Here is a 23,982-nt window from a genome sequence, read left to right as displayed (position 1 = left end):
GTTAAAAAAAAACGAATATCAACAGCCAATTTAAAATCACTGTTGATACTCGTTTTATAATAACAGAGTTACTTAAAAGGTTTTAATCACTTTAACTTTATCACTGACATTAGCAGCATCGATATAGCCAATAGCATCAGGGTTATCAGCAACAAAACTTAAAACATCTGCGTCATTGTCAAATTTGGCTAAAGGTTTCGCCTTACCAGAGAAAATTAGCTTAGCCCAATAAGCTTTAACTTGGTAGCTAGTCTTTTGCAACACTTTGCTTTCAAACTCTTCTCGAGCAGGACTTTCATCTTTTAAATTGGCTGCCATAACAGCAGCACCGTTAGTAAACTTCTTATTTTTACCTAAAAAGATCCGAGATATGTCTCTGTCGCTAAGCGCACTAGAATTAGCCGGATTAACAATAACAGCAATATCAGCAGAAGCCGTTATACTAAAGCCTATTGAAAGTAAGATCGCAGTGACTTTTATATATTTCATCATCAATCCCCTAAAAAACAGTAACAAGTGAAGTGCGGAATAAACCAGCATCATTAGCACCGTTAAGGTCATCATTAAAACCGGTATATTCAAATTTTAATGATGCAGAGCTATGAAAATCCCAACGTAAACCAATAGTAACATAACTAGAGTCATTTTTTTGATCAGTTATAGTCTTTTGTGTTGGTAATTTTAAAGCGTCAAGAGGAGTTCCTGACGGTATAACGCTAGTAAAATCGTTCACCGCAGTGTCTTCATCAACACCGTAAGTAATGTGTACTAAATAATTATCAAAGCGCTTACCTAGCATCACATAATAAGACTCTTCTTCTCCTAATATCGTATTATCTATTTTAAGCGTTGTATATTCGCCAACAACTAAGATGCCTTCATAGTCAATTTGAAAGCCAAGTTCAGTGAACGTTGCTTTGTCTTCAAAAATACTAGTATTGTCTGCAAATGCAGGGTAACCAAAGGCATTCCAATTACTAGCAAGTCCATCTAATCCTGTTGAAGGTATTGATACATCAGCATTAAAATAAGCAGCTCGCAAGGTTAGCCAATCTCTGTTAAAGGTAGCAGCGCCACCTAAGATATTATCCATGTTAGGTGATGATTTTTCACCAAATACTTCGATTTCATCAGAGTTATTACCCGCAATAAAGTGGTAAGTCGTATCAAATTCTCCAAGAGTACTGCTGTATATGCCGCTAAGACCGTCAAAAGTATTAAAAATTAAATCGTAAACACCTTTTGGTGGTGTTATCCACGGGTAGGCATAGGAAACATCTAAAAAGTCTGAGTACATAAAGAAAGGTGCTCGTTGACGCCCAGCCAAAACCCTAAATTTATCGTTTACGTTATAGCTAACGTAGGCCCATTCAAATTCAGTATCCCAATCATTCTCACCACGTGAAACAATTTGTGCAGTAATATCAAGGCCTTCACCTATATTACTTGATGCTTGAATAGCCAGTAAAGAACCATTTTTAAAGTCAAATGTATCGTTAAAACCATATAACTTTTCATCACTCGATGTAGTAATACCACCTGTTATTGAAGCAAAGCCACTTAAATTGATATCTGCTTGAGCCGCATAGGAAATAAAGCTACTAGCAAGCGCTAGTACCGCTATTTTACTTTTCATATTATCCACCTTAGTTTGTATTTTTATGTGCTTATTTTTTTACATGTTTATATTTTATTAAAATCGATTAGTTTACAGGTAAACTAATGAAGTATAGATTAATATATTAAAAATGTTAGAGAACAAGTTTAAAAAATAACTATCTTTCAGCCGCTATGACCGATATTTCAATAAGTAATTCATTTCTTGCCATTGAAGCTTTGACACAAGCTCTTGCAGGAGCGAATCCCTGAGGGATCCAATTATCCCAAATTTCATTCATTTTTGAAAAATCATTCATATCTTTAATATAAATAGTTGCTGATAGAATATGCTTATTGTCGCTACCTGCTTGTTCAAGCAATTCATCAACTTTATCTAACATTGAACGTGTTTGCTCTTCAATGCCTTGGCTCGCATCTTTACAAACTTGCCCACATAAATAGATAACACCATTGTGCTTAACGATGCGGCTCATTCGCGTTTTTGTTTCTTGCCTAATTATTGTCATTTTATTTAGTCATAATTAAATATGTTAAAGTATATACTCTATTAACTAATAAATGTAGCTTTGAGACTAGTGCTGTGACGAAACTTTACGCTAGTAGATAATAAATCACGCTTATTAACACAATGTTGCAATTAATCATTCACAAATAGCACAATAAAAGATAAAGTATTTAGTAGATGCAATACTACTTATAAGGATAACTGATGGACATTAATCAGTGGGTTGACGAACTATTTGAATTTTTTGATGAAGATAAAGACGGTGCGATTAGTCGAAGTGAATTTGTTGAATTAATTGACTGTCTTTTGCAAGATAAAGGCATCCGTATGTGTGAGAGTATTTTTAATAAATTTGATGTTAATCATAATAATTCAATTTCCAAAGAAGAACTCAAAGCTATGGTCATTGAGTTAGCTTTGTAGAGTTTTTCATTAAAAATTACCCTTCTCTAATTATTTGTTGAGAAAGTAACTTTACTATTTTTTATCTAATCAAGAGCTTAACTAAGCTCTTTTTTTATACCTTAAATTCATTGGTCTGACCTCTTGTTTCAATTGTTATTTCTGTTACCATCCAAAATCAGCTTACACGCGTACACTGAAATTATATTTAAAGAAATAATGAAAAATAACAGGATAACAAATGACAAGCCAAGCTAGTTACAGTAAAAATGAAGAAATAGCCAACACCTTGACTCATGCTCTTGGTGCTATATTGTCTGTTATGGCTTGTTACATGCTACTCACTGCAGCTTTTGCCGATAACTCATTAGTAAAAATAGTGAGTTATGCCGTATACGGTGCCAGTTTGGTTTTATTATTCACCGCTTCAACTTTTTACCATGCTTTTCAGGATCCTAACAAAAAAAAGCTTTTTAAATTGCTCGACCATTGTGCTATTTATTTGTTAATCGCAGGAACTTACACCCCCTTAATGATGGTTGCCTTAAACGACCAACTCGGTACCATTATGCTTACAGTTATTTGGAGTATGGCTATATTAGGCGTGTTTTTTAAAATGAAATTTGGCCACCGCTATAAAAAAACATCACTGATCACCTACTTAGGTATGGGACTGATATCTATAACCATTATTGAACAGTTAAATGAAAAATTATCAAATCAAGCTTTAACACTACTTGCTCTTGGCGGTATTATTTATTGCTTGGGGGTTATTTTTTATGTTCAAAAGCGTATACATTTCAACCATGCTATCTGGCATTTATTTGTTTTAGGTGGTGCAGCATGTCACTTCTTTATGATCTACCTCTACTTATAAACGCCGATACGACTGACAAAAAATAACCAGGAATATAATTGCTGGTGAAGAGGATAAATTAATTGGTACCTAAAACAGCGGTTAAAAGGCTATCGATTTTACAGGCCCTAAGGCTTAATTATCAAGTTATCGTCAACTTTTTTGGTAATGCAGAATGCTGCTAATTAATAGGTTCATAACAAAAACAAATTAATTAAGCTTTCAATCCAATTTTCAATTCACAGTCAACTATAAGCGACTATCAACAAATCCTTGTAATGATTCCAGTATCATTGAAAAGTTTTTAGCACCCAGCCCTAAACGAAAATATGGTCCAGTAAGTCCAAATAAGCATGATGGGTAAGCGAATATTCCCGCTTGTTCGGCGAGTTGCTCTGCCCATTCAAGCATAGGTAAATCTCTGTGACACTTCACTAATGTAAGTAAGCCTGCTTGAGGAGGACACCAACTAAAATGAAACTGATTTTTTTCGATAAACTGCTGAAATAACGCGATATTATCTTTAATAATAAGATTATTTTTACTGATTATTTTAACATGGTTTTCTAAAGCAAGCTCTGCCAGCTTTTCATCAACGATTGAAGTACAAATTGAACCTTGAGCTTTTACCGCTAATAATTTTTTTAACAGTGATTTATCCTTAGACACAGCCCAACCAATACGTAGCCCAGCCAAACCAAAACTTTTCGATAATACCGATACAACAATCGTCCGCTCATAATCTAAATAGCGATGAGCTAATTTCAGATCATTATAGTTACTTGCTTGAGAGACATCATCGGCTAAAAGGTAACAATTGAACTGTTTTGCAATGGCTAATATCTGTTCCGAAAATTGGGTGTCTATTATGCTACCACTGGGATTATGGGGAGAATTTAAGACAATTAGCCGGGTATTTTCGTTTACTAGCGCTAAAAGTGCCGCTTGGTTAATTTGCCAGTTTTGTTGGAAATCAACCGTAAGGCACCTTACTTTAATCCCCATCTGCTCTGCCATCGTCACCAAAGAGGGATAGCAAGGTGTAATAACAACAATTTCAATCGCTGCTTGTTGCTCAACTGAATTATCTTGTGTTCGTTCATTTTCGCTAAGCACTGTTTGGTAAATAGCTAACAACGCCTCTTGAGCGCCACAAAAAGTTAGAACATTGTCAGCAGTTAACTCAACTTGATGATGATTATAGTCTTGATGAAAACCAGCAATAAGTGATCGCAAATAATGGCTACCACTTATCGACGCATAGGATAACGCTTGTTCACCCAGAAGATTATCAAGACTCGTTTCACCTAAAAGACACAATTGTGCTGCGGACAAAGACTGTCCGCAAGAGTTACTCAAATTGTGCTTAATAGTGACCTTTTGATTTTCTGCAAGCTGTTGACCAAAGGCGATATGTGCAGGTAAAATATTTTTCACCCTTGCTATATTTTCCGTTGCCAAACCGACATTTCGGTGGTTGTTACGGTGAAAGTGCATTGATTTTTCTTAATCACACGCGTTAATGGCTGTGCGTCTAAAAAAGTAAACTCTTCTGCTAATTTTTCCTGTAAACCATCAAAGCCAATAACATTTTCACCATTGACTTTAAGCCCACCCAACCAGTTCTCTTTTTCAGTATGTTTCGCTGAGTATTGATGGTCGGTTAATACAAAAAGTAAACCTTGTTTATTAAGTCGCTTAGACAGTGTGGCTAACAACTGTTTGGGTTGATAACTTTTTTCTAGCGCATGCTCAACTAAAATCGCATCATAACCTTTAAAAATAGGTTTTAAATTGCTCGCATCACCCTGACTAAAAACAATATGGTCAGTGTTGTTGTTTAGCGATAAAGCCTTAAGAGACACCTCATGAAAACTCTGTATGTCACCAGAAATAACATTGGTGTGACGGAGTGTTTTCTGTTGTTGAAGTTGCACACCAAATTGAATATAACGCGCAGAAAAATCTACCGCATCAATATGCTGAAAATGCTCTGACAACTCAAAAGCCGTTCGTCCAACACTACAGCCTAAGTTCAATAACTTATCGGTATTAATGCCCAGATCTTTTACTTTACTGAGCAATAATTGGCTAACTTGTTGTGAATAGTTTTCAACACTTAAATGTTGCTCACCATAATGACTGTCGAGTTGCTGACAAACTTCCCGATCAGTTTCATATCGATTAACCGGCGTTAATGGTATTTTGCCATCGATGTTTTCAACATAACGAAAACCAGCATGCTGAGTAAAGTGACGACGAAAAGCATAACGAGACGACGGAATAGTTTCATTACCAGTAGAAATCCATGAACCGCCTTTAATTAAGTTATGTTTACCATCGAAGGTTGGCGTAGAGAAATCATCATAAAGTGGATGAACTTTAAACCCCTCATAACCATCTATTGCTGACTCATTCCATTGCCATACATTACCAATAACATCATAAAAATCTCCCGTTGAAAATTCATCAATCGGACATGAAGAAGCGTAACGCGCCAAGTTTATATTACCTAATACTTGCTCTTCATTATCGCTGGCATTATTCATTAGACAATGCCACTGCGCTTCAGTAGGCATAGCAATATTTGTTTGAGTTTTTTCACTTTTCCAATGGCAGAAAGCTTTCGCTTCTAAGTAGTTCACTTCTGCAGGCCAATTCAAAGGTAACGGCATTTCATTAAGCAAGTTGCGCTGCACGTATTCATCGTTATTTTTTCGCCAAAAACGTGGCATTTCAGCTTTGGTGAAACTTAGCCACTTTTGCCCTTCTTCGCTCCAATAATGTGGCTTTTTGTAACCACCTGCATCGATAAAAGCTAAAAACTCTTGATTAGAGACTAAATATTTAGACGCTGAAAAAGCACTAACATCAACAGATAACTCACCATATTCGTTGTCCCAGCCGTAAGTTTCGTCGGTCAACTTTTTACCTAATACAATAGATTGTTCTGTAACAGGTAATAATTCGTTTTCTGGAGCCATTGAAAAATGAGCACAACTTGTCCATTGCCCAGCTACTTCAGATGGCTGTGTTAAGCAATCTAGCGGTAACATGCGCATAATAACTGATGAAGTCTCAAGATGAATGCGTTCATGCTCACAGCCCATCAATATCACCCAAGCTAACGAGTCTTGTTGGATAGGTAAGCTAATTTCCATCGTATCAATTAAGTTATTAACCACAGTGAACACTTGTTGGCGGTACTCTCTTACTTCATCAACATTAGGCCAGTCGTAATGCTCACTGTTGAGATCGTCCCAGCTCATTTCATCAACACCAACAGCGCAAACAGCTTCTAACTTGGTATTAACACGTTTATTAATGTACTTACCCAAAAGTAATTTATTAATAAAGAAAGTGGCCGTATGGCCAAAATAAAAAATAAGTGGATGGCGTAAAGTCTCAGGCCGTAAATAATAGGCTTCATCTTTGTTGATTAAAGCAAACAACGACTCGTAAGTCGTCCAAGTGTTATGGAAGTAGCTTTTTAGCTCGGCGCGTTTATCATCTATAGATAAACCATTAAGATGTGGGGTAATATTTTGATTATTAATAAGTGTCATATTTTATTTTTAAATTAATTATGATGTATGAGTGAGAATAAGTTTTTGTTGATACGGCGCTAAAATCATTTGCTTTAATTTGTCGCCTAACAGTAACTGTCCTGATATTTGCTCACCATTTATAAATTGACCCGATAGCTTATTTAAACGTTCGCTTAACCAGTGATCATTTGCAAATAGTGATATTGCGCCCAATTTTTCTTGCACTGTATTATCATACAATGAAAAAGGTAAATCTTGATGATGAACTTCTTTACGGAGCAATTTGCGACAGTTATCCATCTTATATACTTCAAGCGCGTCAATTAAGTTCAATAAAGAGTAAATAATATTAAAATAGGCATTGTATTGCATACTTGAAGCACCAATTCTATGCTCGATACGAGCGGTTTTTTGCCAATTTTGTCGCTTAACTAGCACTTCATTTTTGTGATTATAAAGTACCGGCTCTTCGCCCATCGCTTGATTATGTTTACCCACTTCTTTATACAAGGCAATACTGCCTTGGTGTCCGCCTGAAATATCAACGGGTGAACATAACTCAGCCGCTAAACCGTATTTAGTTTTTAATGCTAATCGCTCAAAAGCTTCTTCTTCAGGTAAATAAATTAAACAACAATTTAAGCTAGTATCTAGAAAGCATTGCTGTAAATATTCACCAAAGCCGCGTTCAATAATAATGTTTTTACCTTCGCTATCAAGTGCACTAATATTCATTTGAACAGCATTAGGGATATGCACTGCCCGTGTTTCTGTGGTGAAAATATCACCACTACCACTGGCTAACTTGCCTTTATCGCCAGACCAGACAACTGGTTTGATTAATGTTTTACTGATGCCTTGTTCGGCAAAAAAACGAGGTAAAAGGTGTAACGCTTGGCTTAAATTATTAGCTTCTTTTAACGGCGACTGGCCATTAAATAAAGAAACATACTCCCACTGACTATACCAATATTCTGGCACTAATTCTCCGTCAATTCCAGCATGCGCTAACTGACGGTTAATTCTTTGATAATCTAATGAAAATCTTTTTATTTTACTATCGAGCTGATAACAACCTTCTAATTCAAAGTGAATGACAGGAGTAAAGCCAAGCTGTTTTATATAGTTCTGTAATAATGTAATAGCTTGGACGGCTAACAGTGTTGTATTATTCATATGAGATAATGGCTTTCTATTGATATATAACCACATTATTTTTACCGTTACGCTTTGCCTGGTAAAGGGCAGTATCGGCATGTAGGTATAACATTTCACTCGTTGGGCTAAGTTGAGACAAGGTTGCTATACCGATACTTACGGTTAACTGTAAACTTGGGTCGACTAGGAAATCTTGCTGACTTATTTTTTTTAAAAAACGTTCAGCAATTACTTTACATTGCTTTTCGTCGGTACGAGGTAAAATACATAAGAATTCTTCTCCACCAACACGGCCAATGACATCCTCATTACGAAAGACATCATGACAAAGATCAGCTATTTTTTTAATAACTGTATCACCAACAGGATGACCAAACTTATCATTGACCATTTTAAAATCATCAATATCAAATAAAATGACCGAAAGTTCAGTTTTTTCGACTAAGACATCATTAAGATAATTCGATAAGTACTCAAAAATATAGCGACGGTTATATAAATTTGATAATGGGTCTTTAATGGACAGTGCATACATTTTCTTATTATTTTTATACTGAATGGTTATCACGATAATAACAACCACACCGGCACATAGCATAAAAATCAGTAGATAAAGGTTCTGTAATTTTTGTTGATCATAAGAATCATTTTCTAAAGCGGCGACCTTTTCTCGTTGCAGGGTAAGTGCTTGTTCGATATATTTTCGCTCATTTTCCATCGCAGCACGCGCTGTGGTTAATCGTGTGCTGGAATTTTTTACCAATAACTCATTGTATTTTTGATAGTACTGTCGAGATAATTGAAAAGCTTCACTGTCATTATTTCTTGCGTGAGCAAGCTCTGAGCCAAGCTTTATAACTTCTAATTGCCACTTAGTGCCGACTAATTCAGGTAAAGACATGAATATATTTTCAGCTTTAGTCAACGATGCTTGCGCTTGTGCTAACTCACCCAAGATAATAAAACAGTGAACCTGTTGCTTATATAATTCGGCATTATAATCAATCAAGCCATTTAATGTTAGGGCATGATTAATAACATTGATAGCTTTAACACAATCGCCTTTTTCGGCCAGTGTCATACCTAAACCGTAAGCTGAAAAAAAAGAAATTTCAGTGTTAGGGGTATAGGCAATTTTTTCTTGATAAAGCTCGAAGTAGCGAATTGCCAAATCATATTTTTGCCAATATCGATAAGTTACAGCAATGCCATAAATAGCCTCTGAAATATGAGCTGGATAATTTAAACGTTCATAAGTATTTAATGCTTTTTGGTAATATTCTATCGATTTTTCATAATCGTCCATATAGCCATAAATAGCACCGTAGGTTTCATTGATAACAGCAATTAGAAAGTGTTCTTTTAGCGAATAAGCGTCTAAGTAAGCTTCTTGCATTTCATTCAATGATAGCTCAAAGAGCTCAGTTATACTTTTTGTAAAAGCAAGCTCTTGTTTAGCAAGAATAAAAAGGTAAGTTAAATTATTTTTTTTTGCTATAGACATAGCCTTTCGTAGAATAATTACAGAATCTGCATACTGAGCATGACGACGATAAATTATCCCCTGATAAATATAAAGGTGACTTTGAATTATTAATGGAGTTTTGTTGTCAATAAGCGTTTTGGCTAGTGCGACGGTCTTATTAAAGTCTTCATAAAAATAGAGTAAATTTTCTGCTTGAGCTTTACGTAACAACCACCAAGATTGTTGTAGCTTTGGCATAGTTGAAAAAGATTTTTCTGCGTTTAATAATTGTTGATAAGACTGTAGAGGTTGTTGTCGTATTTCTTCATCCATATTCAATAAGCGACTTAGCTCATCGGTTTGTTCTGCGGCTAATTGGCCACTACTATTTGCCTGTGATTGACTACAGGACAAAAAAAATATAATAACAACAACCGAAAAAAACCGATAAAAATCAAATTTCATTACACATCCGTAATTAATGATCTTGTTAATTAATGTAAGTATTTTAACCTTAACATAGACCTTTTTTTAAAACGAGTTAAAGCCATAAAATTGTATCATCAGCAATATATTAACCAATATTAATCCTCGTAAAGCGCTTTAAAAGCCGCCACTTTAAAACCTTGCAGATATTCTTCGCCTATCTTTATTACCGGTACGGATCTAAAGTTTGCTCTGCGAAACTCTTTTTGTCCCGCGGCTGTTTTCACATTACATAAACGATAAGCAATGTTGTTTTTATCTAAGTACGCTTTCGCCGTGTCACAATGAGGGCAGTTACTCATACTATATAAGACAATTTTCTTCATGCTAAGTTTCCTTGGTTATTTATTCGCTGCATGACCTCCAACAAATAAATGTTAAATGGGTGTCCATAATACACACTATAATGCACAGAATTAATACACAGAATTATTTTACGGCTGTTTGTCTAGTTTACAGGAACTTACCTTGAAAAACGCTGACACTTGCAGAAAATTAAATTAAATTATCTGCTAGGTAATCGTCAGAAAAATAGAATAACACCGCTTAATTGTAATGACACACAACTACTATAAGATAACTCGTAACCAATAATCCAAATAACCATCACTTAGTGTTAGAAGCAGATAAATATTTCGGTTATTATTAAAAAACAGGCAAAATGTTAACAAATAAAAAGAGTCATCATCATGCAAGATAACCCAGTAAATATCAGTTCCACTATAGTAAAAACTTTTGTTTGGAGTAGAAATATTCGTTTATTTCATTGGTTGAATGTCTTGTCAGTACTTTTGCTTATTGTTATTGGTAGCGTTATTTATTTTGGTAAAGACCTAGGTATCTCAACAGAAGGTAAAATACTGCTTAAAACAATACATGTATGTGTGGGCTATGTTTTTGCTGCAAATTTAATTTTTAGAATTATTCTTGGTTTTATTGGTAAAGGTTATGAACGCTGGGGACAAACACTGCCTTTTAACAAAGTATTTAAACAAGAACTAGCCGATTTCAAAAAAGATAAAAATAAGACCTTTAAAGGTCATAGTCCACTGGGTAAACTTATGGTTGGCGCTTTAATGTTAAGTCTTTCTATTCAAATGATTTCAGGTTTAGTGATTGCGGGTACTGACATTTATTATCCTCCTTTTGGGCAGTATTTTGCTAGCAACATAGCTCAAGATAAAAGCCAAGTATCCTTAATTAAGCCTTACAGTAAAGAAAATGTTGATGCAGATGCTTATAAAGAAATGCGTAATGTAAGAAAGCCTTTTATAACTGCTCACGTTTACAGCTTTTACTTTTTGTTGCTGTTGATCCCACTACATATTTTAGCGGTATTTTTTGCTGAGCGACGTGAAAAACATTCTATTGTTTCTTCAATGATCCACGGCTTTAAATATTTACCTAAAGACAAGTAAAACTACTTTTATCCTACCGCTGTGATAATGACCTACTCACCACATAGTGAATAAGTGGGTCGCCTCCTAACTAAACCTAGTTACGGATGAAACAATTTGACTATAACTGAGAATAAGCACTGTATAAAAAACCAGTTATTGTGCTAAACTTATTCTAATGGTTAGTATTGAACCCTTGGAAATTCTATTGAAACTATATATTGCCGAAAAGCCAAGTTTAGGACGTGCCATTGCGGCAGCTTTACCCAAACCCCATAAAAGTCAACAAGGCTATATAGCGCTCGGCAATGGTGATATCGTGAGTTGGTGTATTGGTCATATTCTTGAGCAAGCCGATCCAGAAGTTTACAACGATGACTTTAAAAAGTGGCGAATGGAGCATTTGCCTATTATTCCCGAGCAATGGCAACTGACCCCAAAAGCTCAAACACGTTCACAACTTAATGTCTTACGAAAATTGGTAAAAAATGCCAGTGAAATTATTCACGCTGGTGATCCCGACAGAGAAGGTCAATTATTAGTTGATGAAGTAATTGATTTCTTAAAAGTGTCTAAGACAAAAAAACAGCAAGTAAAACGTTTATTGATCAGCGATTTAAATTTACCAGCAGTAAAAAGGTCACTTAACGCATTAAAAAGTAACCAAGATTTTATGCCTTTATCTGTATCAGCGCTGGCTCGTTCACGTGCTGATTGGTTATACGGTATTAACCTTACCCGCGCCTATACTTTGCAAGGACAAAAAGTAGGCTTTAATGGTGTGCTTTCTGTAGGGCGAGTACAGACGCCCTTGTTAGGTTTAGTGGTTGAGAAAGATCGCCAAATCGCAGACTTTGTTCCCCATGATTATTTCGATGTTTATGCCGATATTATCACTCCTGGCGGTGAAAAATTCATCGCAAAATGGCAGCCGAGTCAAGCTTGTACTTCCTATATGGATGAAAATAAAAAAATAATTAATAAAGCACTCGCAGAAAACGTTGTTAGTCGTATCACAGATAAGCCCGCTATAGTGACCTTGCTTACCGAACAAGACAAAAAGCAATTTGCCGCACTGCCCTACAATTTGTCAGCATTACAGATTGATGCCGCGAAGCTGTTTTCAATGAATGCAAAACTAGTACTGGATGTTTGTCAGGCATTATATGAGAAGTATAAATTAATCACCTATCCCAGATCAGACTCTAGATACTTGCCGGTAGAACATCATCAACAAGCCAAAGCTATTATACAAATTTTAGCAGAGTCAAAGGACAAGTATGCCGAGTTTGCCAAAAATGCCAACTGCACGGTTAAAGGTAAGGCTTGGAATAACAGTAAAGTAAGTGCTCACCATGCGATTATTCCTACAGAGAAGTCAGCCAATAATATTTCTCTTAACTCTTTTGAAAAAAACATTTATCAGCTCATTGTTCGCCAATATCTAGCACAATTTTACCCGCCTTATTGTTACCAACAAACACAAGTAGAATTAGAGATAGCGCAAGGTAAATTCACCGTTAATGCTAAAGTTCCACAGCAACTTGGTTGGAAAATCATGTTCCAATCAAGCAAAACAAAAAAAACGCCCCAAACAAGTAATGACCAAGCATCTTTTACAGAGCAATTATTGCCAAAATTAACCCAAGGCGAAATACTGCATTGCCAACAAGGTTTAATTGCTGAAAAAGTGACACAAGCACCAACCCCTTACAACGATGCAACACTGCTCGGCGCCATGACAGGTATTGCCCGTTTTGTACAAAATTCCGAGATTAAAAAGATCCTCAAAGAAACTGATGGCTTGGGTACCGAGGCGACACGTGCAGGAATTATTGATCTACTTTTTAAACGAGGGTTTTTACAACGTATTGGTAAAAATATAACGGCTACAGATATTGGCACTTCACTAATTAACGCTTTACCTAAAATGGCAACTACGCCTGATATGACCGCACAGTGGGAAGCAACACTTAATGATATTAGTGAGCGGAGAAGTAACTATCAAAATTTTATTACGCCGTTGACTGCAACGCTAAAAAGTATGGTCATTCAAGCTGAACAACAGTCTTTTGAGCAATTACCCAAAGTGCCTTTTAAGCGAAAATCAAAAAGAAAGACGCGCTTTAAAAAGGCAGGGTAATATTTTACTGATGATTGACTCTACTAAGTACTTGAAAAAGAATGTCACGAGGTGCCATCCAAAAAGTATATAAAAGAGATTAGTTAAGGATACCGGTTAATATTAATACCGCTATAACAGCTAGACATAACAACAGAGTCCGCTTTGCCAACCTCACTAATAAACAAGGTTCAGCAGTACAGTCATCAGGGTCAACCATAAAATCTTCAGACTTTTGCGCAACACTAATCAATATTTGGTTGGGCTGCTTGTTGATATCAGATAAATTTTCTAACCATACCGGCATGGCTTTTGAGAAGTGTCCTACCAGCATATAACCAAAAGCAACCATGCGTACTGGCAACCAGTCGACCCAAAAGAGCATATCTTTCAATAACTGAGATTCATTTTTTTCGATAGAATCTGTTGTTTTAACCTCATTATTTACTTCAACATCGGCTTCATCAACCTCAGCGTTAGCTTTTTCTTGCTTGTCTGAACATTCTTCTGCAAGCACTTCAGGACATTCATTCATGGTCACTAGTAGACGATAAAATAATGCACCAGCAGGTCCAAAGACAACGAATAAAATCATAATGGCAATAAAATATCGGTAATTTAGCCATACTAATAATTGACCAAAACTCATTGGTGCGCTGCAGGTATCTTGTTGCAGTTGGCTGTGATGCAATTCACATGTTGTCGGCTCGCCTCGAAAAGCTGACAATAAATAAGCTTTGTAGCTCTGCCGCGTTTTCGTACAACCAAAACAAACAATCAAAATCAAGGTTGAAAAGATTAAATAGAGTAAGCCATCATCAACGAGCTCGAGCAATAAGTCACAAACAACAACGGGGATGGCAATAAAGATAAGCTGTGAGACAATTGACAGTTTGGCTAAATGCATTAATTTAGTGCGTTTAAATAGATCAACATAAGCATGAAAATAGGTTTGAAATTGCCACGCTGTCGTCGACAAGTAACGCTCTGCCGCCAAGGCAATAAGTAAGCTAATAAGACTCATATAGTTTTCCTAATTTATTATCCACTTGTAGAATGAGTATATCGCCGTGGCCATTCAAACACTCTGATATCTGCATTTTCATTGGTAACGAGTATATACCCTTTGCTATTGAATTAACTAGACTTTAAACAATCATGAAAATGTTGCCAATTAAAAGCATCACCCGGATCTGTCTTTCTCCCTGGCGCAATATCACTATGCCCGGCTATATTACTTTTAATGTCGGGATAACATTGTTGCAATGCTTGGGTTAATTGCGCCAAAGTATGATATTGCGCCGCTTCATAAGGAATATCATCAGCGCCTTCAAGCTCAATACCAATAGAAAAATCATTACATTTATCAAGTCCTTGATAGGAGGATACACCAGCATGCCAAGCTTTATCATCAAATGAAACGTATTGAATAATATGCCCTACTCTGGTTATTAGACAATGAGCAGAAACTTTTAGCTGGGCAATTTCTTCAAAATAACAATGTGCTTTACTATCTAACTTTCCTAAAAAAAAATCAGTAATATAGCCACCACCAAACTGATTTGGCGGTATTGAGATATTATGTACCACCAATAAATGAACCGTATCATTTTTATCTCGCACACTAAAATGTGGTGATTTTTGTTGTTCTTCATTCACAAGCCAGCCACTGATAATAGGCATATTATTATTTTGCTTGGCGGACAATTTATTTTTTAAGTCTTTCGTCATACAATAGCGTTAATATTTAATTTCAAAATTTGTGAACAGAGTATGACTGAATTTGATTCGACAAACAAAATGGGAAAAATATTTATTTGGTTAGCGTGGTTAATTGCGTTGGCATTAATGGTGTTTTTTTTTCAAGATGTACTTGATAAGCAATGGGATCCTAACAAAGATCCGCAGATGAGTTTAAATGCACAGGGTAAAGCGGAAGTAACGTTACAACAAAACCGCCAAGGTCATTATGTAGTACATGGTGAAATAAATGAGATGCCTGTGGTTTTTTTACTCGATACTGGAGCAACACAAGTGTCGATTCCCGCTCATATAGCAGAGCAATTGCAGCTCAAGGGAAACAGACCGTCACTCGTTAATACGGCCAATGGCACTACCACTGTTTATCAAACTGAATTACAACAGCTCAGTATTGGTAATATTTATTTGTATGATGTTAGCGCCCACATCAATCCCAGCATGCAGTCTAATGAAATTCTATTGGGCATGAGTGCATTAAAAAGGGTAGAATTCAGCCAGATAGGTAAGAAACTTATTTTACGCGAGCAATGATCTACCTGCTGTGATTTACTGGCGATAAACGCCCCACTAAAAACTCACTTAATTATTTACCAACAAGAGAATAAAATTCAATGCTTTCTGTGCAACTACAACACGATATTAAAAAAACAGTAACTTGGGCATTATGTGAAGATTTAGGTGTTGATAACGCCGACGCATTAAAAAATAGCCAAGATATTACAGCTGAGCTAATTCCACTGGAAAATATAGCGGTTGCTAATATCATTACCCGTGAAGATTGTATTATTTGTGGTGTGGCTTGGGTTAACGAAGTTTTTGCCCAGCTCGATGTGATACATAAGACAAAAACGGATATTACTTGGTTTGTTAACGACGGCGAAAGTGTCAAAGCCAATAGCACTTTATTTGAATTATCTGGAAACGCACGTGTTCTTCTTACTGGCGAACGATGTGCTTTAAATTTTTTACAATCCCTTTCAGGAACCGCAACATTAACTAGTCGCTATGTTAAAGAATTATCGGCGAGTAACACTAAGTTACTTGATACCCGAAAAACAGTGCCTGGTTTACGCAGTGCGCAAAAGTATGCGGTAACATGTGGCGGCGGTGTTAATCATCGTATTGGTTTATTTGATGCTTTTTTAATTAAAGAAAATCATATTGCCGCCTGTGGTGGCATCGAGAAGTCGATTCAAACGGCTCGAAAAAACCATCCAAATAAAACGGTTGAAGTTGAAGTTGAAAATATCGCAGAACTCACTCAAGCATTAAAGGCTGGCAGCGATATTATTATGCTTGATAACTTTAGTCATGAAATGATTGAGCAAGCGGTTATAGCAACCGCTGAAATTTCACAAGGTAAAACCAAATTAGAAGTTTCTGGCAATATGACCATAGAATCACTAAAAAGCTATGCAAAAGCAGGTGTCGATTTTATTTCAGTGGGCGCATTAACTAAAAATATCAATGCTATTGACCTTTCTATGCGCTTTGTTTAACATTTTAGTGTGTGATAATTAGTTAAAAAGAAGTTACTTTTTGATTTTTTTTTAACTAATATCAAAAAAATGATAAAAAAAGTGTCACAAAATTTTACATTTCCCGATTTTTGTCGCAATATAAATTCAGCCCCCGTAATCATGTATGGATATACCTATTATGAACAATGTTAAATCTTTAAGAAATAAATCTTTAAATAAAGCAAAGGGTTTTACCCTTATTGAATTAATGATCGTTGTTGCGATCATCGGTATTTTAGCGGCAGTTGCACTACCTGCTTATCAACAATATACTGAAAAAGCGAAATACACTGAAGTTGTTTTAGCTGGTAGTTCAGTAAAAACAGCTGTTGAAGTTTGCTCTCAAGTACAAGGTGGCTTAACAAACTGTGCCGCTGGAAGTAATGGTGTTCCTGCAGACGATGCTGGAGTTGCAGCGACCAATGTAACATCAATTGCCTGGGTTGTTACAGATAATGCAAATGGTGTATTGACCGTTGTCAATCCAATTGGCGGTGATTATACTTTGACGGCAGTATACGCTAACGGAAAAATTGTTTGGACTGATAACTGTAATGCTCTTTGTTAATAGTATTAAATAAAATTAAAAAGCTCCTCTGGAGCTTTTTTTTTACCTAAATTTTATCAACACTTCTTTTTACTCAACTTAAAACGGGTTAACATATAATTATAGTTAACATTTTCCTTACGACTAAAAGGTTTACATGAAAGGACATCACGGACAATCAAGTGTGTTAACTGCACTTTTAAAGCATGACATTGTCGCCGAGAATATGCTCGAATCGATTAGTGCTGACTTCCTTAAACAAACAAAACCTTTCGTACGATTTCTTATTGAAGATAAAAATTTAAACGCGGACAGTATCGCGGTCATACTCTCTCGTAGTTTTGGCTTTCCGCTAATCGATCTTAACGCTTTCGATAGTACGATGATCCCTGATGGTATTCGCAACGAAAAATTGATCCGCAAGCATAATGCACTGCCCTTATTTTTACGTGGCAAAGTGTTATTTGTCGCGATGTCTGACCCAACCAATTTAGATGCGTTAGAAGATATTCAATTTAACACCGGGTTTCCTACCGAGTTAGTGTTAACCAATGATCAAAACTTACAAGTCTTTATTGATAAAATTCTGGAAGAAGAAAGTAATGCTTTAGATATTACTGATATTGATGCTGCTGAACTTGCAGGTATTGACGTTCAAGAGGAGCGCCAAGAAGATGATAGCGCTACCGGTGATAAAGAAGATGCACCAATTGTTGTCTATATCAATAAGATACTACTTGATGCTATTCGCAAAGGGGCTTCAGATTTACACTTTGAACCTTACGAAAAATCTTATCGTATACGCTTTCGTGTTGATGGCATTTTAACTGAGATGGCAAAGCCGCCCGTATCACTTGCCTCTCGTATGGCGGCACGTTTAAAAGTCATGTCAAAGCTCGATATCGCTGAACGGCGAGTTCCCCAAGATGGACGGATAAAATTAGCCTTGTCCAAGAAAAAATCAATTGATTTTCGTGTTTCAACGCTACCGACGATGTGGGGTGAGAAAGTTGTGATGCGTATTCTTGACTCTTCTAGCGCAATGTTAGGTATTGAAATGCTCGGCTATGAGCCGGCGCAAAAAAAAATTTACATAGACGCTTTAGCGCAGCCACAAGGAATGATATTAGTCACAGGACCGACCGGCTCAGGTAAAACAGTGTCTCTTTATACTGGGTTAAATATTCTTAACACCGAAGAGCGTAATATATCAACAGCAGAAGATCCGGTAGAAATAAATTTAGATGGCGTTAATCAAGTACAAATTAATGTGCGTGCTGGTTTAACCTTTCCTAATGCGCTGCGCTCTTTTCTTCGCCAAGATCCTGATATTGTTATGGTAGGTGAAATTCGTGATCTTGAAACTGCTGAAATAGCGATTAAAGCCGCGCAAACCGGTCACTTAGTGTTGTCTACGTTGCACACAAACTCGGCATCAGAAACCCTGACTAGATTATTAAATATGGGTGTTCCTTCATATAACGTTGCCAGTTCGGTCAGTATTATTATTGCCCAGCGTTTAGCCAGACGTTTATGTAACCACTGTAAAGTTGAGGATGTTATACCTAAACCTGAACTAGAAAAACAAGGTTTTACCCCTGAACAACTTAGTGAAATAAAATTATTTAAAACCGTTGGTTGCAATCAATGTACGGGCGGCTACAAAGGTCGTGTTGGTATTTATGAAGTGATAAAAATCAGTGAAAAAATGTCTTCTATTATTATGGAAGGCGGTAATTCTATGGATATCGCTCAGCAGTGTCAAAAAGAAGGTTACAATAACTTACGCCAATCAGGTTTAGAAAAAGCCCATCAGGGGGTAACAAGCTTGGCGGAAATAAACCGTGTAACTTCTGCATAAAATAAACCGCTCACTATTATTTTTAGTGATCTTGACTAGTATTAACAATGATTAATATTTTAACGTTACAGGTAAACGCTATATGGCAACTTCAGGGGCTAAAAAAAGAAACATACCGCAAGCTAAAGCTCTTGATACGTTCGTTTGGCAAGGGGTAAACCGTAAGGGTAAAAAAGTTAATGGTGAGCTACCCGCGACCAGCATGCTAGAACTAAAATCTCAGCTACGCAAACAAGGCATTACCCCAGGGAAAGTAAAAAAGAAAGCCAAATCTATTTTTGGTAATGCCAATGATAAAAAAATAATACCTGCAGATATTGCCATTGTTACACGGCAAATTGCTACCATGCTTGGCGCTGGTGTCCCCTTAGTACAAACGGTTGAAATGATTGGTAAAGGTCATAGCAATGGCAATATGCAAAGATTGTTAGCTGATATCAGTAATAAACTGCAATCAGGTATTCCTTTATCTGGATGTTTACGCGACCATCCTAAATACTTTGATGACTTATATTGTGATTTAGTCAGTTCTGGCGAGCAATCGGGCGCACTTGAGACCATTTATGATCGTATTGCGACTTACAAAGAAAAAGCCGAAGCATTAAAGTCTAAAATTAAAAAAGCGATGACTTATCCTATCTCTGTATTAGTGATAGCATTTATTGTTACCTCAATATTGTTAATTTTTGTCGTGCCGGTATTTCAAGAAATTTTTACCAGCTTTGGCGCTGAGCTACCTGCGTTTACTTTATTTGTTATTGCCCTATCAGAATTTATGCAAGCTTATTGGTATATAGGGTTAGCGGGGCTATTTATTGCCAGTTTCTTTTTTAAAAAAGCTCATCTTAACAGCCAAAGTTTTAGAGACCGAGTTGATAGGATAATATTAAAAATTCCGGTTATTGGTGCCTTACTCGAAAAGGCAGCCGTTGCCCGCTACGCAAGAACTTTATCTACCACCTTTGCTGCCGGTGTCCCCTTACCTGACGCATTAGAGTCGGCTGCAGGTGCGTCTGGTAATGCGGTTTTTCGTATTGCAATTCTTGAAATTCGCGCCGAAGTGTCATCGGGTATGCAAATGAATTTAGCAATGCGTAACTGTAATATCTTTCCTGATATGGTTATACAAATGGTTGCGATTGGTGAAGAATCAGGCGCTGTGGATGATATGCTTGCCAAAGTTGCCACAATATATGAGCAACAAGTTGATGACGCGGTAGACTCACTGACCAGTTTATTAGAGCCGATGATAATGGCAGTACTCGGCGTAGTGATTGGCGGATTAATTATCGCTATGTACTTACCTATTTTTGAAATAGGTAAAATTGTTTAGTGTCGCGCGCTAATATTTTTATACCTAGTTTTCACCATAGTTAATTAATAAATAATAAAAGGTTTTATCTTGTCTGAATTTATTCATCTGTTAGAAAGTAACTCGCTGATTTTTTATGGCTTTGTTTTTGTTTTCTCGTTAATGATAGGTAGCTTTTTAAACGTAGTTATTTATCGTTTTCCAAAAATGTTAGAACAAGGTTGGTATCAAGAGTGTCGAGAATTTCTTGCCGATGAGCTCAAGCCATCATCGACAAAGCAAGTAGAACTCCTCACTTTATCAACGCCCGATTCTACCTGTCCACATTGCCAACATAGCATACGTTTTTATGAAAACATTCCTGTGGTTAGCTGGTTAGTGTTGAAAGGAAAATGTAGCCAATGTAAAAATAAAATTTCTGCGCGTTATCCATTAGTTGAATTAAGTACCACTTTATTAAGTTTAGTTATTGCTCAACATTTTGGTGTCACTGTTATCACTTGTTACGCCTTAATATTGACGTGGGGCTTAATTACCTTAACGATGATCGACTTTGATCATATGCTGCTCCCTGACCAAATTGTTCTGCCATTAATGTGGTTAGGCTTAATCGTTAATCTATCAAATGGAATTGTGCCCTTAGAAGATGCTGTTATCGGCGCTATTGCCGGCTACACTAGCCTTTTTACTATTTTTTGGCTGTTCAAATTAGCTACCGGTAAAGAAGGCATGGGCTTTGGTGATTTTAAGCTGTTTGCACTCTTTGGTGCTTGGCTAGGTTGGCAGTTATTACCCTTACTTATTCTAATGGCGTCGGTAGTCGGTTCCATTATTGGCATTAGTTTAATGCTATTTAAAAATCATCAAAAAGGACAGGCGATTCCGTTCGGCCCTTACCTTGCGATCGCAGGTTGGATAACACTTTTATGGGGTGAAAATATCTGGTCTTGGTATTTAGCCCAAGTGCTTTAGCAGGATGACAATGACTATAGCAAAAAAGATCGTTATTGGTTTAACCGGTGGTATTGGTTGTGGCAAAACAACCGTTGCTAATTTTTTTGCCAACTTAGGTATCGATATTATTGATGCCGACATCGCGGCAAGAAAAGTTGTCGCACCGAACAGCAACGCATTACTGCAAATATCTCAGCATTTTGGCAAGACGTTTATTATGCCAGACGGCACCCTTAATCGGGCCTTATTACGCAGTCAAATATTCAGTAATGAAGCTGACAAACAATGGCTTAATCATTTACTTCACCCGTTAATAAGACAAACGATACTCGAAGAGATCCAGCAAAGTCAGTCACCCTATTGCTTGCTTGTCGCCCCTCTACTTATCGAAAACAACTTACAGAGTTTAGTTGCCCGCATTTTAGTAATTGATATCGGCGAATCAGCACAAGTTAAGCGTGCGGTATTGCGTGATCCTAGTTCGTCGGATGAAATAAAGCGTATTATTGCCAGTCAAATATCAAGGGAAGCTCGCTTAAAACATGCCGATGATATTATTGATAACTCCAGTTCTGACTTGAACTTGATAAAAGCGAGTGTCATTAAGCTCGACCAAAAATATCGAAATTTAGCAACGAGTTAGTAAAATTGTACAAATTTTACTATTTTTAGCAAAAAAATTCGCCATTTCTGTTGGGTGTCGTTAGTATGGAAAGCTAAACACTCAGCTTTATTGATGACATCAGGTTAATGACTAAAATTTTATATGAACATCCACTTAACGAACGGATCCGTAACTACCTTAAACTTGAACATTTATTTGCTCAGGCACAAGATTGCCTGCAGCGTAAAATTTCAGTCAGCCATCAAGTTTTCTTTAACGCCTTATTTGCCATTATTGATACCTTAGAACGAAATGATGTTCGCGGTGACTTAATTAAAGATCTTGAAAAACTAGAACAAAATTTAGTGATCTGGTCACAAGCGCCTGAAATAGATGACAGTATCTTAGCTGAAAATCTACAACAAACTGTCGAGCTTATTTGTCTATTAAAACCAAATACTCCTGTGTGGGCACAACTCAAACACGACAAGTTTCTAGCGACCTTAAAACAACGCTTTGCCATGCAAGGTGGTAGCTCAAGTTTTGATTTACCACAACTACAGTTTTGGTTACATCAAGACAGTGAGATTCTTGCTAAAGATGTCCAAGGCTGGCTCGCCCTGCTTGAACAAGTTAAAAGCGCTTTAGATATGATATTAAAGTTTATTCGCCAACGGGCAGAATTCAAACAAATAGATACCGAGAGTGGTTTTTACCAAGATAATGGTGAGGGTATTTTATTACTTCGTATTAAAGTTGACCAAAAATCACCTTATTACCCAACGGTAAGTGGCAATCGTCTGCGTTATTCTATTCGCTTTATGTCTCTTTGTGATGAAACCGGACGTAAGTATTCAAATAAAGCCACTTCATTTCAATTAGCTCGCTGTTAGCATTGCCTTAATTAATTTCACAAATACCCTTTATCCATTCAATATGCAGGTTTCATCTTGGTATAGGAAGGGTATAATCCCACCACTAAATATTTAATTACAAGCACCAACTATGACCTTAAAAGTATCTTGTCCAACGTGTCAAAAAGAAGTTATTTGGCAACCAGAGAGTCAGTTTCGCCCTTTTTGCTGCAAACGTTGCCAGTTAATTGACATTGGTGAATGGGCTGATGAAGGACATAAAATCAGCCAGCCATTACAAGGTGATATTCAGTTAACCGAAGAGATGCTTGACGCACTCGAAGGTGAGTTCTTGCAAAGTAATAAGTTTTTTGTTGAACCAGAATAGTATTAATTATTCATCAGCAGTTTTTCAACAATCGCAACATTAGCAGCGGGAAAGTCACATTGGCTTAATTGCGCTAATGTGAACCAAGCTGATTGCTGCCCTTCTTGGGCAATAGGTTCGTGTTGGAAGTTATCAACCACATAAACGTCTAATAACACCTTTTTATCGCCATAATCATGGCTAACTTCAATGAGCGGGTAGCAAGAGAGAACATCTATTGCTACTTCCTCTTGAAGCTCTCTGTGCAGAGCCTGAGCAACTGTTTCATCTTTTTCCACTTTACCACCAGGAAACTCCCATTTCCCGCCTTGATGCGCATTATCGAGGCGCTTGGTAAGAAAGTACTGCTCTTCTCGCATGATAACACCGACAGCTACATGTACTACTTTTTGCATAACTCTTTCCTAAAGCTTTAAATTAATCAATGATTTTGTTGTTAACGTAAAAAACAAATCTAAGCTTAAACACCAAAGCGTCTAATCATACCCTACGCATAATTATATATAACCATGCATTGCCATATCGCTGAAAACGACATTGTTCGAACGTATTTAGCTAGTGATGACTCGTCTGTAACAAAAATTATAACTGAACACTGCAACAATTATCGTCATTAGCATTG

24 protein-coding genes are annotated in these 23,982 nt (G+C 36.7%); 13 read left to right on the top strand and 11 right to left on the bottom strand.

Annotation, left to right across the window (positions count from 1 at the left end):
- Positions 1–72 precede the first annotated feature (72 nt).
- From H4J67_RS00985 to H4J67_RS00975, 3 genes are all read right to left on the bottom strand, one after another.
- A complete protein-coding gene (locus tag H4J67_RS00985) occupies positions 73–492 on the bottom strand; it encodes a phosphate ABC transporter substrate-binding protein (RefSeq protein WP_182176248.1) in 420 nt (139 codons plus the stop codon).
- Between the two features lie 7 nt (positions 493–499).
- Entirely contained in the window at positions 500–1,636 is a 1,137-nt protein-coding gene (locus tag H4J67_RS00980) for a hypothetical protein (protein ID WP_182176249.1), read from the bottom strand.
- Positions 1,637–1,775: 139 nt separating this feature from the next.
- Entirely contained in the window at positions 1,776–2,126 is a 351-nt protein-coding gene (locus H4J67_RS00975; RefSeq protein ID WP_182176250.1) for a RidA family protein, read from the bottom strand.
- A gap of 203 nt (positions 2,127–2,329) precedes the next feature.
- Here H4J67_RS00975 and H4J67_RS00970 point away from each other — a divergent pair, with 203 nt between their 5' ends.
- Together H4J67_RS00970 and H4J67_RS00965 are read left to right on the top strand one after the other, a co-directional pair.
- A complete protein-coding gene (locus H4J67_RS00970; RefSeq protein ID WP_070374752.1) occupies positions 2,330–2,548 on the top strand; it encodes an EF-hand domain-containing protein in 219 nt (72 codons plus the stop codon).
- 220 nt (positions 2,549–2,768) lie between these two features.
- Positions 2,769–3,404 carry a hemolysin III family protein gene (locus H4J67_RS00965; protein WP_182202604.1) on the top strand — a complete coding sequence of 212 codons (636 nt, stop codon included), beginning with the start codon at positions 2,769–2,771 and terminating at the stop codon, positions 3,402–3,404.
- A gap of 228 nt (positions 3,405–3,632) precedes the next feature.
- Here the strand turns inward: H4J67_RS00965 and H4J67_RS00960 are convergent, their stop codons facing one another.
- The 5 genes from H4J67_RS00960 to H4J67_RS00940 all read right to left on the bottom strand — a co-directional run bounded on the left by H4J67_RS00960 (position 3,633) and on the right by H4J67_RS00940 (position 10,366).
- Positions 3,633–4,880, bottom strand: coding sequence for a pyridoxal phosphate-dependent aminotransferase (locus H4J67_RS00960; protein WP_182202602.1), 1,248 nt, complete (start codon positions 4,878–4,880; stop codon positions 3,633–3,635).
- Entirely contained in the window at positions 4,826–6,949 is a 2,124-nt protein-coding gene (gene ovoA / locus H4J67_RS00955) for a 5-histidylcysteine sulfoxide synthase (protein WP_182202601.1), read from the bottom strand. Before ovoA ends, H4J67_RS00960 begins: the two co-directional genes overlap by 55 nt.
- Before the next feature lie 18 nt (positions 6,950–6,967).
- A complete protein-coding gene (locus H4J67_RS00950) occupies positions 6,968–8,107 on the bottom strand; it encodes a hypothetical protein (RefSeq protein WP_182176254.1) in 1,140 nt (379 codons plus the stop codon).
- A gap of 16 nt (positions 8,108–8,123) precedes the next feature.
- Entirely contained in the window at positions 8,124–10,019 is a 1,896-nt protein-coding gene (locus H4J67_RS00945; protein WP_182176255.1) for a tetratricopeptide repeat-containing diguanylate cyclase, read from the bottom strand.
- Between the two features lie 119 nt (positions 10,020–10,138).
- Positions 10,139–10,366 carry a glutaredoxin family protein gene (locus H4J67_RS00940; protein ID WP_070374757.1) on the bottom strand — a complete coding sequence of 76 codons (228 nt, stop codon included), beginning with the start codon at positions 10,364–10,366 and terminating at the stop codon, positions 10,139–10,141.
- Between the two features lie 363 nt (positions 10,367–10,729).
- On the opposite strand from H4J67_RS00940, the gene H4J67_RS00935 reads away from it, so the two are divergent.
- A complete protein-coding gene (locus tag H4J67_RS00935; RefSeq protein WP_182176256.1) occupies positions 10,730–11,458 on the top strand; it encodes a cytochrome b/b6 domain-containing protein in 729 nt (242 codons plus the stop codon).
- Positions 11,459–11,645: 187 nt separating this feature from the next.
- Positions 11,646–13,580 carry a DNA topoisomerase III gene (locus H4J67_RS00930; protein WP_182202599.1) on the top strand — a complete coding sequence of 645 codons (1,935 nt, stop codon included), beginning with the start codon at positions 11,646–11,648 and terminating at the stop codon, positions 13,578–13,580.
- A 79-nt stretch (positions 13,581–13,659) separates the two neighbouring features.
- Here H4J67_RS00930 and ampE read toward each other — a convergent pair whose 3' ends face one another.
- Both ampE and ampD read right to left on the bottom strand, forming a co-directional pair.
- Positions 13,660–14,583, bottom strand: coding sequence for a beta-lactamase regulator AmpE (gene ampE, locus H4J67_RS00925; RefSeq protein ID WP_182202597.1), 924 nt, complete (start codon positions 14,581–14,583; stop codon positions 13,660–13,662).
- A 113-nt stretch (positions 14,584–14,696) separates the two neighbouring features.
- Positions 14,697–15,290, bottom strand: a complete 594-nt coding sequence (ampD, locus tag H4J67_RS00920; protein WP_259368444.1) for a 1,6-anhydro-N-acetylmuramyl-L-alanine amidase AmpD — start codon at positions 15,288–15,290, stop codon at positions 14,697–14,699.
- Between the two features lie 42 nt (positions 15,291–15,332).
- Between ampD and H4J67_RS00915 the strand changes: the two genes are divergently transcribed.
- The 9 genes from H4J67_RS00915 to yacG all read left to right on the top strand — a co-directional run bounded on the left by H4J67_RS00915 (position 15,333) and on the right by yacG (position 23,360).
- On the top strand, positions 15,333–15,851 hold the full coding sequence (locus H4J67_RS00915) for a TIGR02281 family clan AA aspartic protease (RefSeq protein WP_182202596.1): 519 nt from the start codon (positions 15,333–15,335) through the stop codon (positions 15,849–15,851).
- Positions 15,852–15,940: 89 nt separating this feature from the next.
- Positions 15,941–16,819 carry a carboxylating nicotinate-nucleotide diphosphorylase gene (gene nadC, locus H4J67_RS00910; RefSeq protein ID WP_404842769.1) on the top strand — a complete coding sequence of 293 codons (879 nt, stop codon included), beginning with the start codon at positions 15,941–15,943 and terminating at the stop codon, positions 16,817–16,819.
- Positions 16,820–16,979: 160 nt separating this feature from the next.
- On the top strand, positions 16,980–17,408 hold the full coding sequence (locus H4J67_RS00905) for a prepilin-type N-terminal cleavage/methylation domain-containing protein (protein ID WP_182202592.1): 429 nt from the start codon (positions 16,980–16,982) through the stop codon (positions 17,406–17,408).
- Positions 17,409–17,544: 136 nt separating this feature from the next.
- Positions 17,545–19,248 carry a type IV-A pilus assembly ATPase PilB gene (gene pilB / locus H4J67_RS00900; RefSeq protein ID WP_182202591.1) on the top strand — a complete coding sequence of 568 codons (1,704 nt, stop codon included), beginning with the start codon at positions 17,545–17,547 and terminating at the stop codon, positions 19,246–19,248.
- An 82-nt stretch (positions 19,249–19,330) separates the two neighbouring features.
- Positions 19,331–20,581, top strand: coding sequence for a type II secretion system F family protein (locus H4J67_RS00895; RefSeq protein WP_182202589.1), 1,251 nt, complete (start codon positions 19,331–19,333; stop codon positions 20,579–20,581).
- A gap of 69 nt (positions 20,582–20,650) precedes the next feature.
- A complete protein-coding gene (locus H4J67_RS00890) occupies positions 20,651–21,532 on the top strand; it encodes an A24 family peptidase (RefSeq protein WP_259368443.1) in 882 nt (293 codons plus the stop codon).
- A gap of 10 nt (positions 21,533–21,542) precedes the next feature.
- A complete protein-coding gene (gene coaE / locus H4J67_RS00885; RefSeq protein ID WP_404842766.1) occupies positions 21,543–22,157 on the top strand; it encodes a dephospho-CoA kinase in 615 nt (204 codons plus the stop codon).
- 107 nt (positions 22,158–22,264) lie between these two features.
- Positions 22,265–23,011 carry a cell division protein ZapD gene (gene zapD, locus H4J67_RS00880; protein ID WP_070374765.1) on the top strand — a complete coding sequence of 249 codons (747 nt, stop codon included), beginning with the start codon at positions 22,265–22,267 and terminating at the stop codon, positions 23,009–23,011.
- Positions 23,012–23,123: 112 nt separating this feature from the next.
- Positions 23,124–23,360, top strand: coding sequence for a DNA gyrase inhibitor YacG (gene yacG / locus H4J67_RS00875; RefSeq protein WP_070374766.1), 237 nt, complete (start codon positions 23,124–23,126; stop codon positions 23,358–23,360).
- A 2-nt stretch (positions 23,361–23,362) separates the two neighbouring features.
- Here the strand turns inward: yacG and mutT are convergent, their stop codons facing one another.
- Complete coding sequence (gene mutT / locus H4J67_RS00870; protein WP_182176265.1) at positions 23,363–23,755, bottom strand: 8-oxo-dGTP diphosphatase MutT; 393 nt, start codon at positions 23,753–23,755, stop codon at positions 23,363–23,365.
- Positions 23,756–23,982: the final 227 nt, after the last annotated feature.

Source organism: Colwellia sp. BRX10-4 (assembly GCF_014077465.1).
Lineage (GTDB): Bacteria > Pseudomonadota > Gammaproteobacteria > Enterobacterales > Alteromonadaceae > Colwellia_A.
The sequence above is the reverse complement of the archived record's forward strand: the minus strand, read 5'-3'. Positions and strand labels throughout refer to the sequence as shown.

What these genes read in the sequence shown, in the direction of transcription:
- H4J67_RS00985 (WP_182176248.1), bottom strand. Translation starts at nt 492, where the DNA reads ATGATGAAATATATAAAAGTCACTGCGATCTTACTTTCAATAGGCTTT.
- H4J67_RS00980 (WP_182176249.1), bottom strand. Translation starts at nt 1,636, where the DNA reads ATGAAAAGTAAAATAGCGGTACTAGCGCTTGCTAGTAGCTTTATTTCC.
- H4J67_RS00975 (WP_182176250.1), bottom strand. Translation starts at nt 2,126, where the DNA reads ATGACAATAATTAGGCAAGAAACAAAAACGCGAATGAGCCGCATCGTT.
- H4J67_RS00970 (WP_070374752.1), top strand. Translation starts at nt 2,330, where the DNA reads ATGGACATTAATCAGTGGGTTGACGAACTATTTGAATTTTTTGATGAA.
- H4J67_RS00965 (WP_182202604.1), top strand. Translation starts at nt 2,769, where the DNA reads ATGACAAGCCAAGCTAGTTACAGTAAAAATGAAGAAATAGCCAACACC.
- H4J67_RS00960 (WP_182202602.1), bottom strand. Translation starts at nt 4,880, where the DNA reads ATGCACTTTCACCGTAACAACCACCGAAATGTCGGTTTGGCAACGGAA.
- ovoA (WP_182202601.1), bottom strand. Translation starts at nt 6,949, where the DNA reads ATGACACTTATTAATAATCAAAATATTACCCCACATCTTAATGGTTTA.
- H4J67_RS00950 (WP_182176254.1), bottom strand. Translation starts at nt 8,107, where the DNA reads ATGAATAATACAACACTGTTAGCCGTCCAAGCTATTACATTATTACAG.
- H4J67_RS00945 (WP_182176255.1), bottom strand. Translation starts at nt 10,019, where the DNA reads ATGAAATTTGATTTTTATCGGTTTTTTTCGGTTGTTGTTATTATATTT.
- H4J67_RS00940 (WP_070374757.1), bottom strand. Translation starts at nt 10,366, where the DNA reads ATGAAGAAAATTGTCTTATATAGTATGAGTAACTGCCCTCATTGTGAC.
- H4J67_RS00935 (WP_182176256.1), top strand. Translation starts at nt 10,730, where the DNA reads ATGCAAGATAACCCAGTAAATATCAGTTCCACTATAGTAAAAACTTTT.
- ampE (WP_182202597.1), bottom strand. Translation starts at nt 14,583, where the DNA reads ATGAGTCTTATTAGCTTACTTATTGCCTTGGCGGCAGAGCGTTACTTG.
- ampD (WP_259368444.1), bottom strand. Translation starts at nt 15,290, where the DNA reads ATGACGAAAGACTTAAAAAATAAATTGTCCGCCAAGCAAAATAATAAT.
- H4J67_RS00915 (WP_182202596.1), top strand. Translation starts at nt 15,333, where the DNA reads ATGACTGAATTTGATTCGACAAACAAAATGGGAAAAATATTTATTTGG.
- H4J67_RS00905 (WP_182202592.1), top strand. Translation starts at nt 16,980, where the DNA reads ATGAACAATGTTAAATCTTTAAGAAATAAATCTTTAAATAAAGCAAAG.
- pilB (WP_182202591.1), top strand. Translation starts at nt 17,545, where the DNA reads ATGAAAGGACATCACGGACAATCAAGTGTGTTAACTGCACTTTTAAAG.
- H4J67_RS00895 (WP_182202589.1), top strand. Translation starts at nt 19,331, where the DNA reads ATGGCAACTTCAGGGGCTAAAAAAAGAAACATACCGCAAGCTAAAGCT.
- coaE (WP_404842766.1), top strand. Translation starts at nt 21,543, where the DNA reads ATGACTATAGCAAAAAAGATCGTTATTGGTTTAACCGGTGGTATTGGT.
- zapD (WP_070374765.1), top strand. Translation starts at nt 22,265, where the DNA reads ATGACTAAAATTTTATATGAACATCCACTTAACGAACGGATCCGTAAC.
- yacG (WP_070374766.1), top strand. Translation starts at nt 23,124, where the DNA reads ATGACCTTAAAAGTATCTTGTCCAACGTGTCAAAAAGAAGTTATTTGG.
- mutT (WP_182176265.1), bottom strand. Translation starts at nt 23,755, where the DNA reads ATGCAAAAAGTAGTACATGTAGCTGTCGGTGTTATCATGCGAGAAGAG.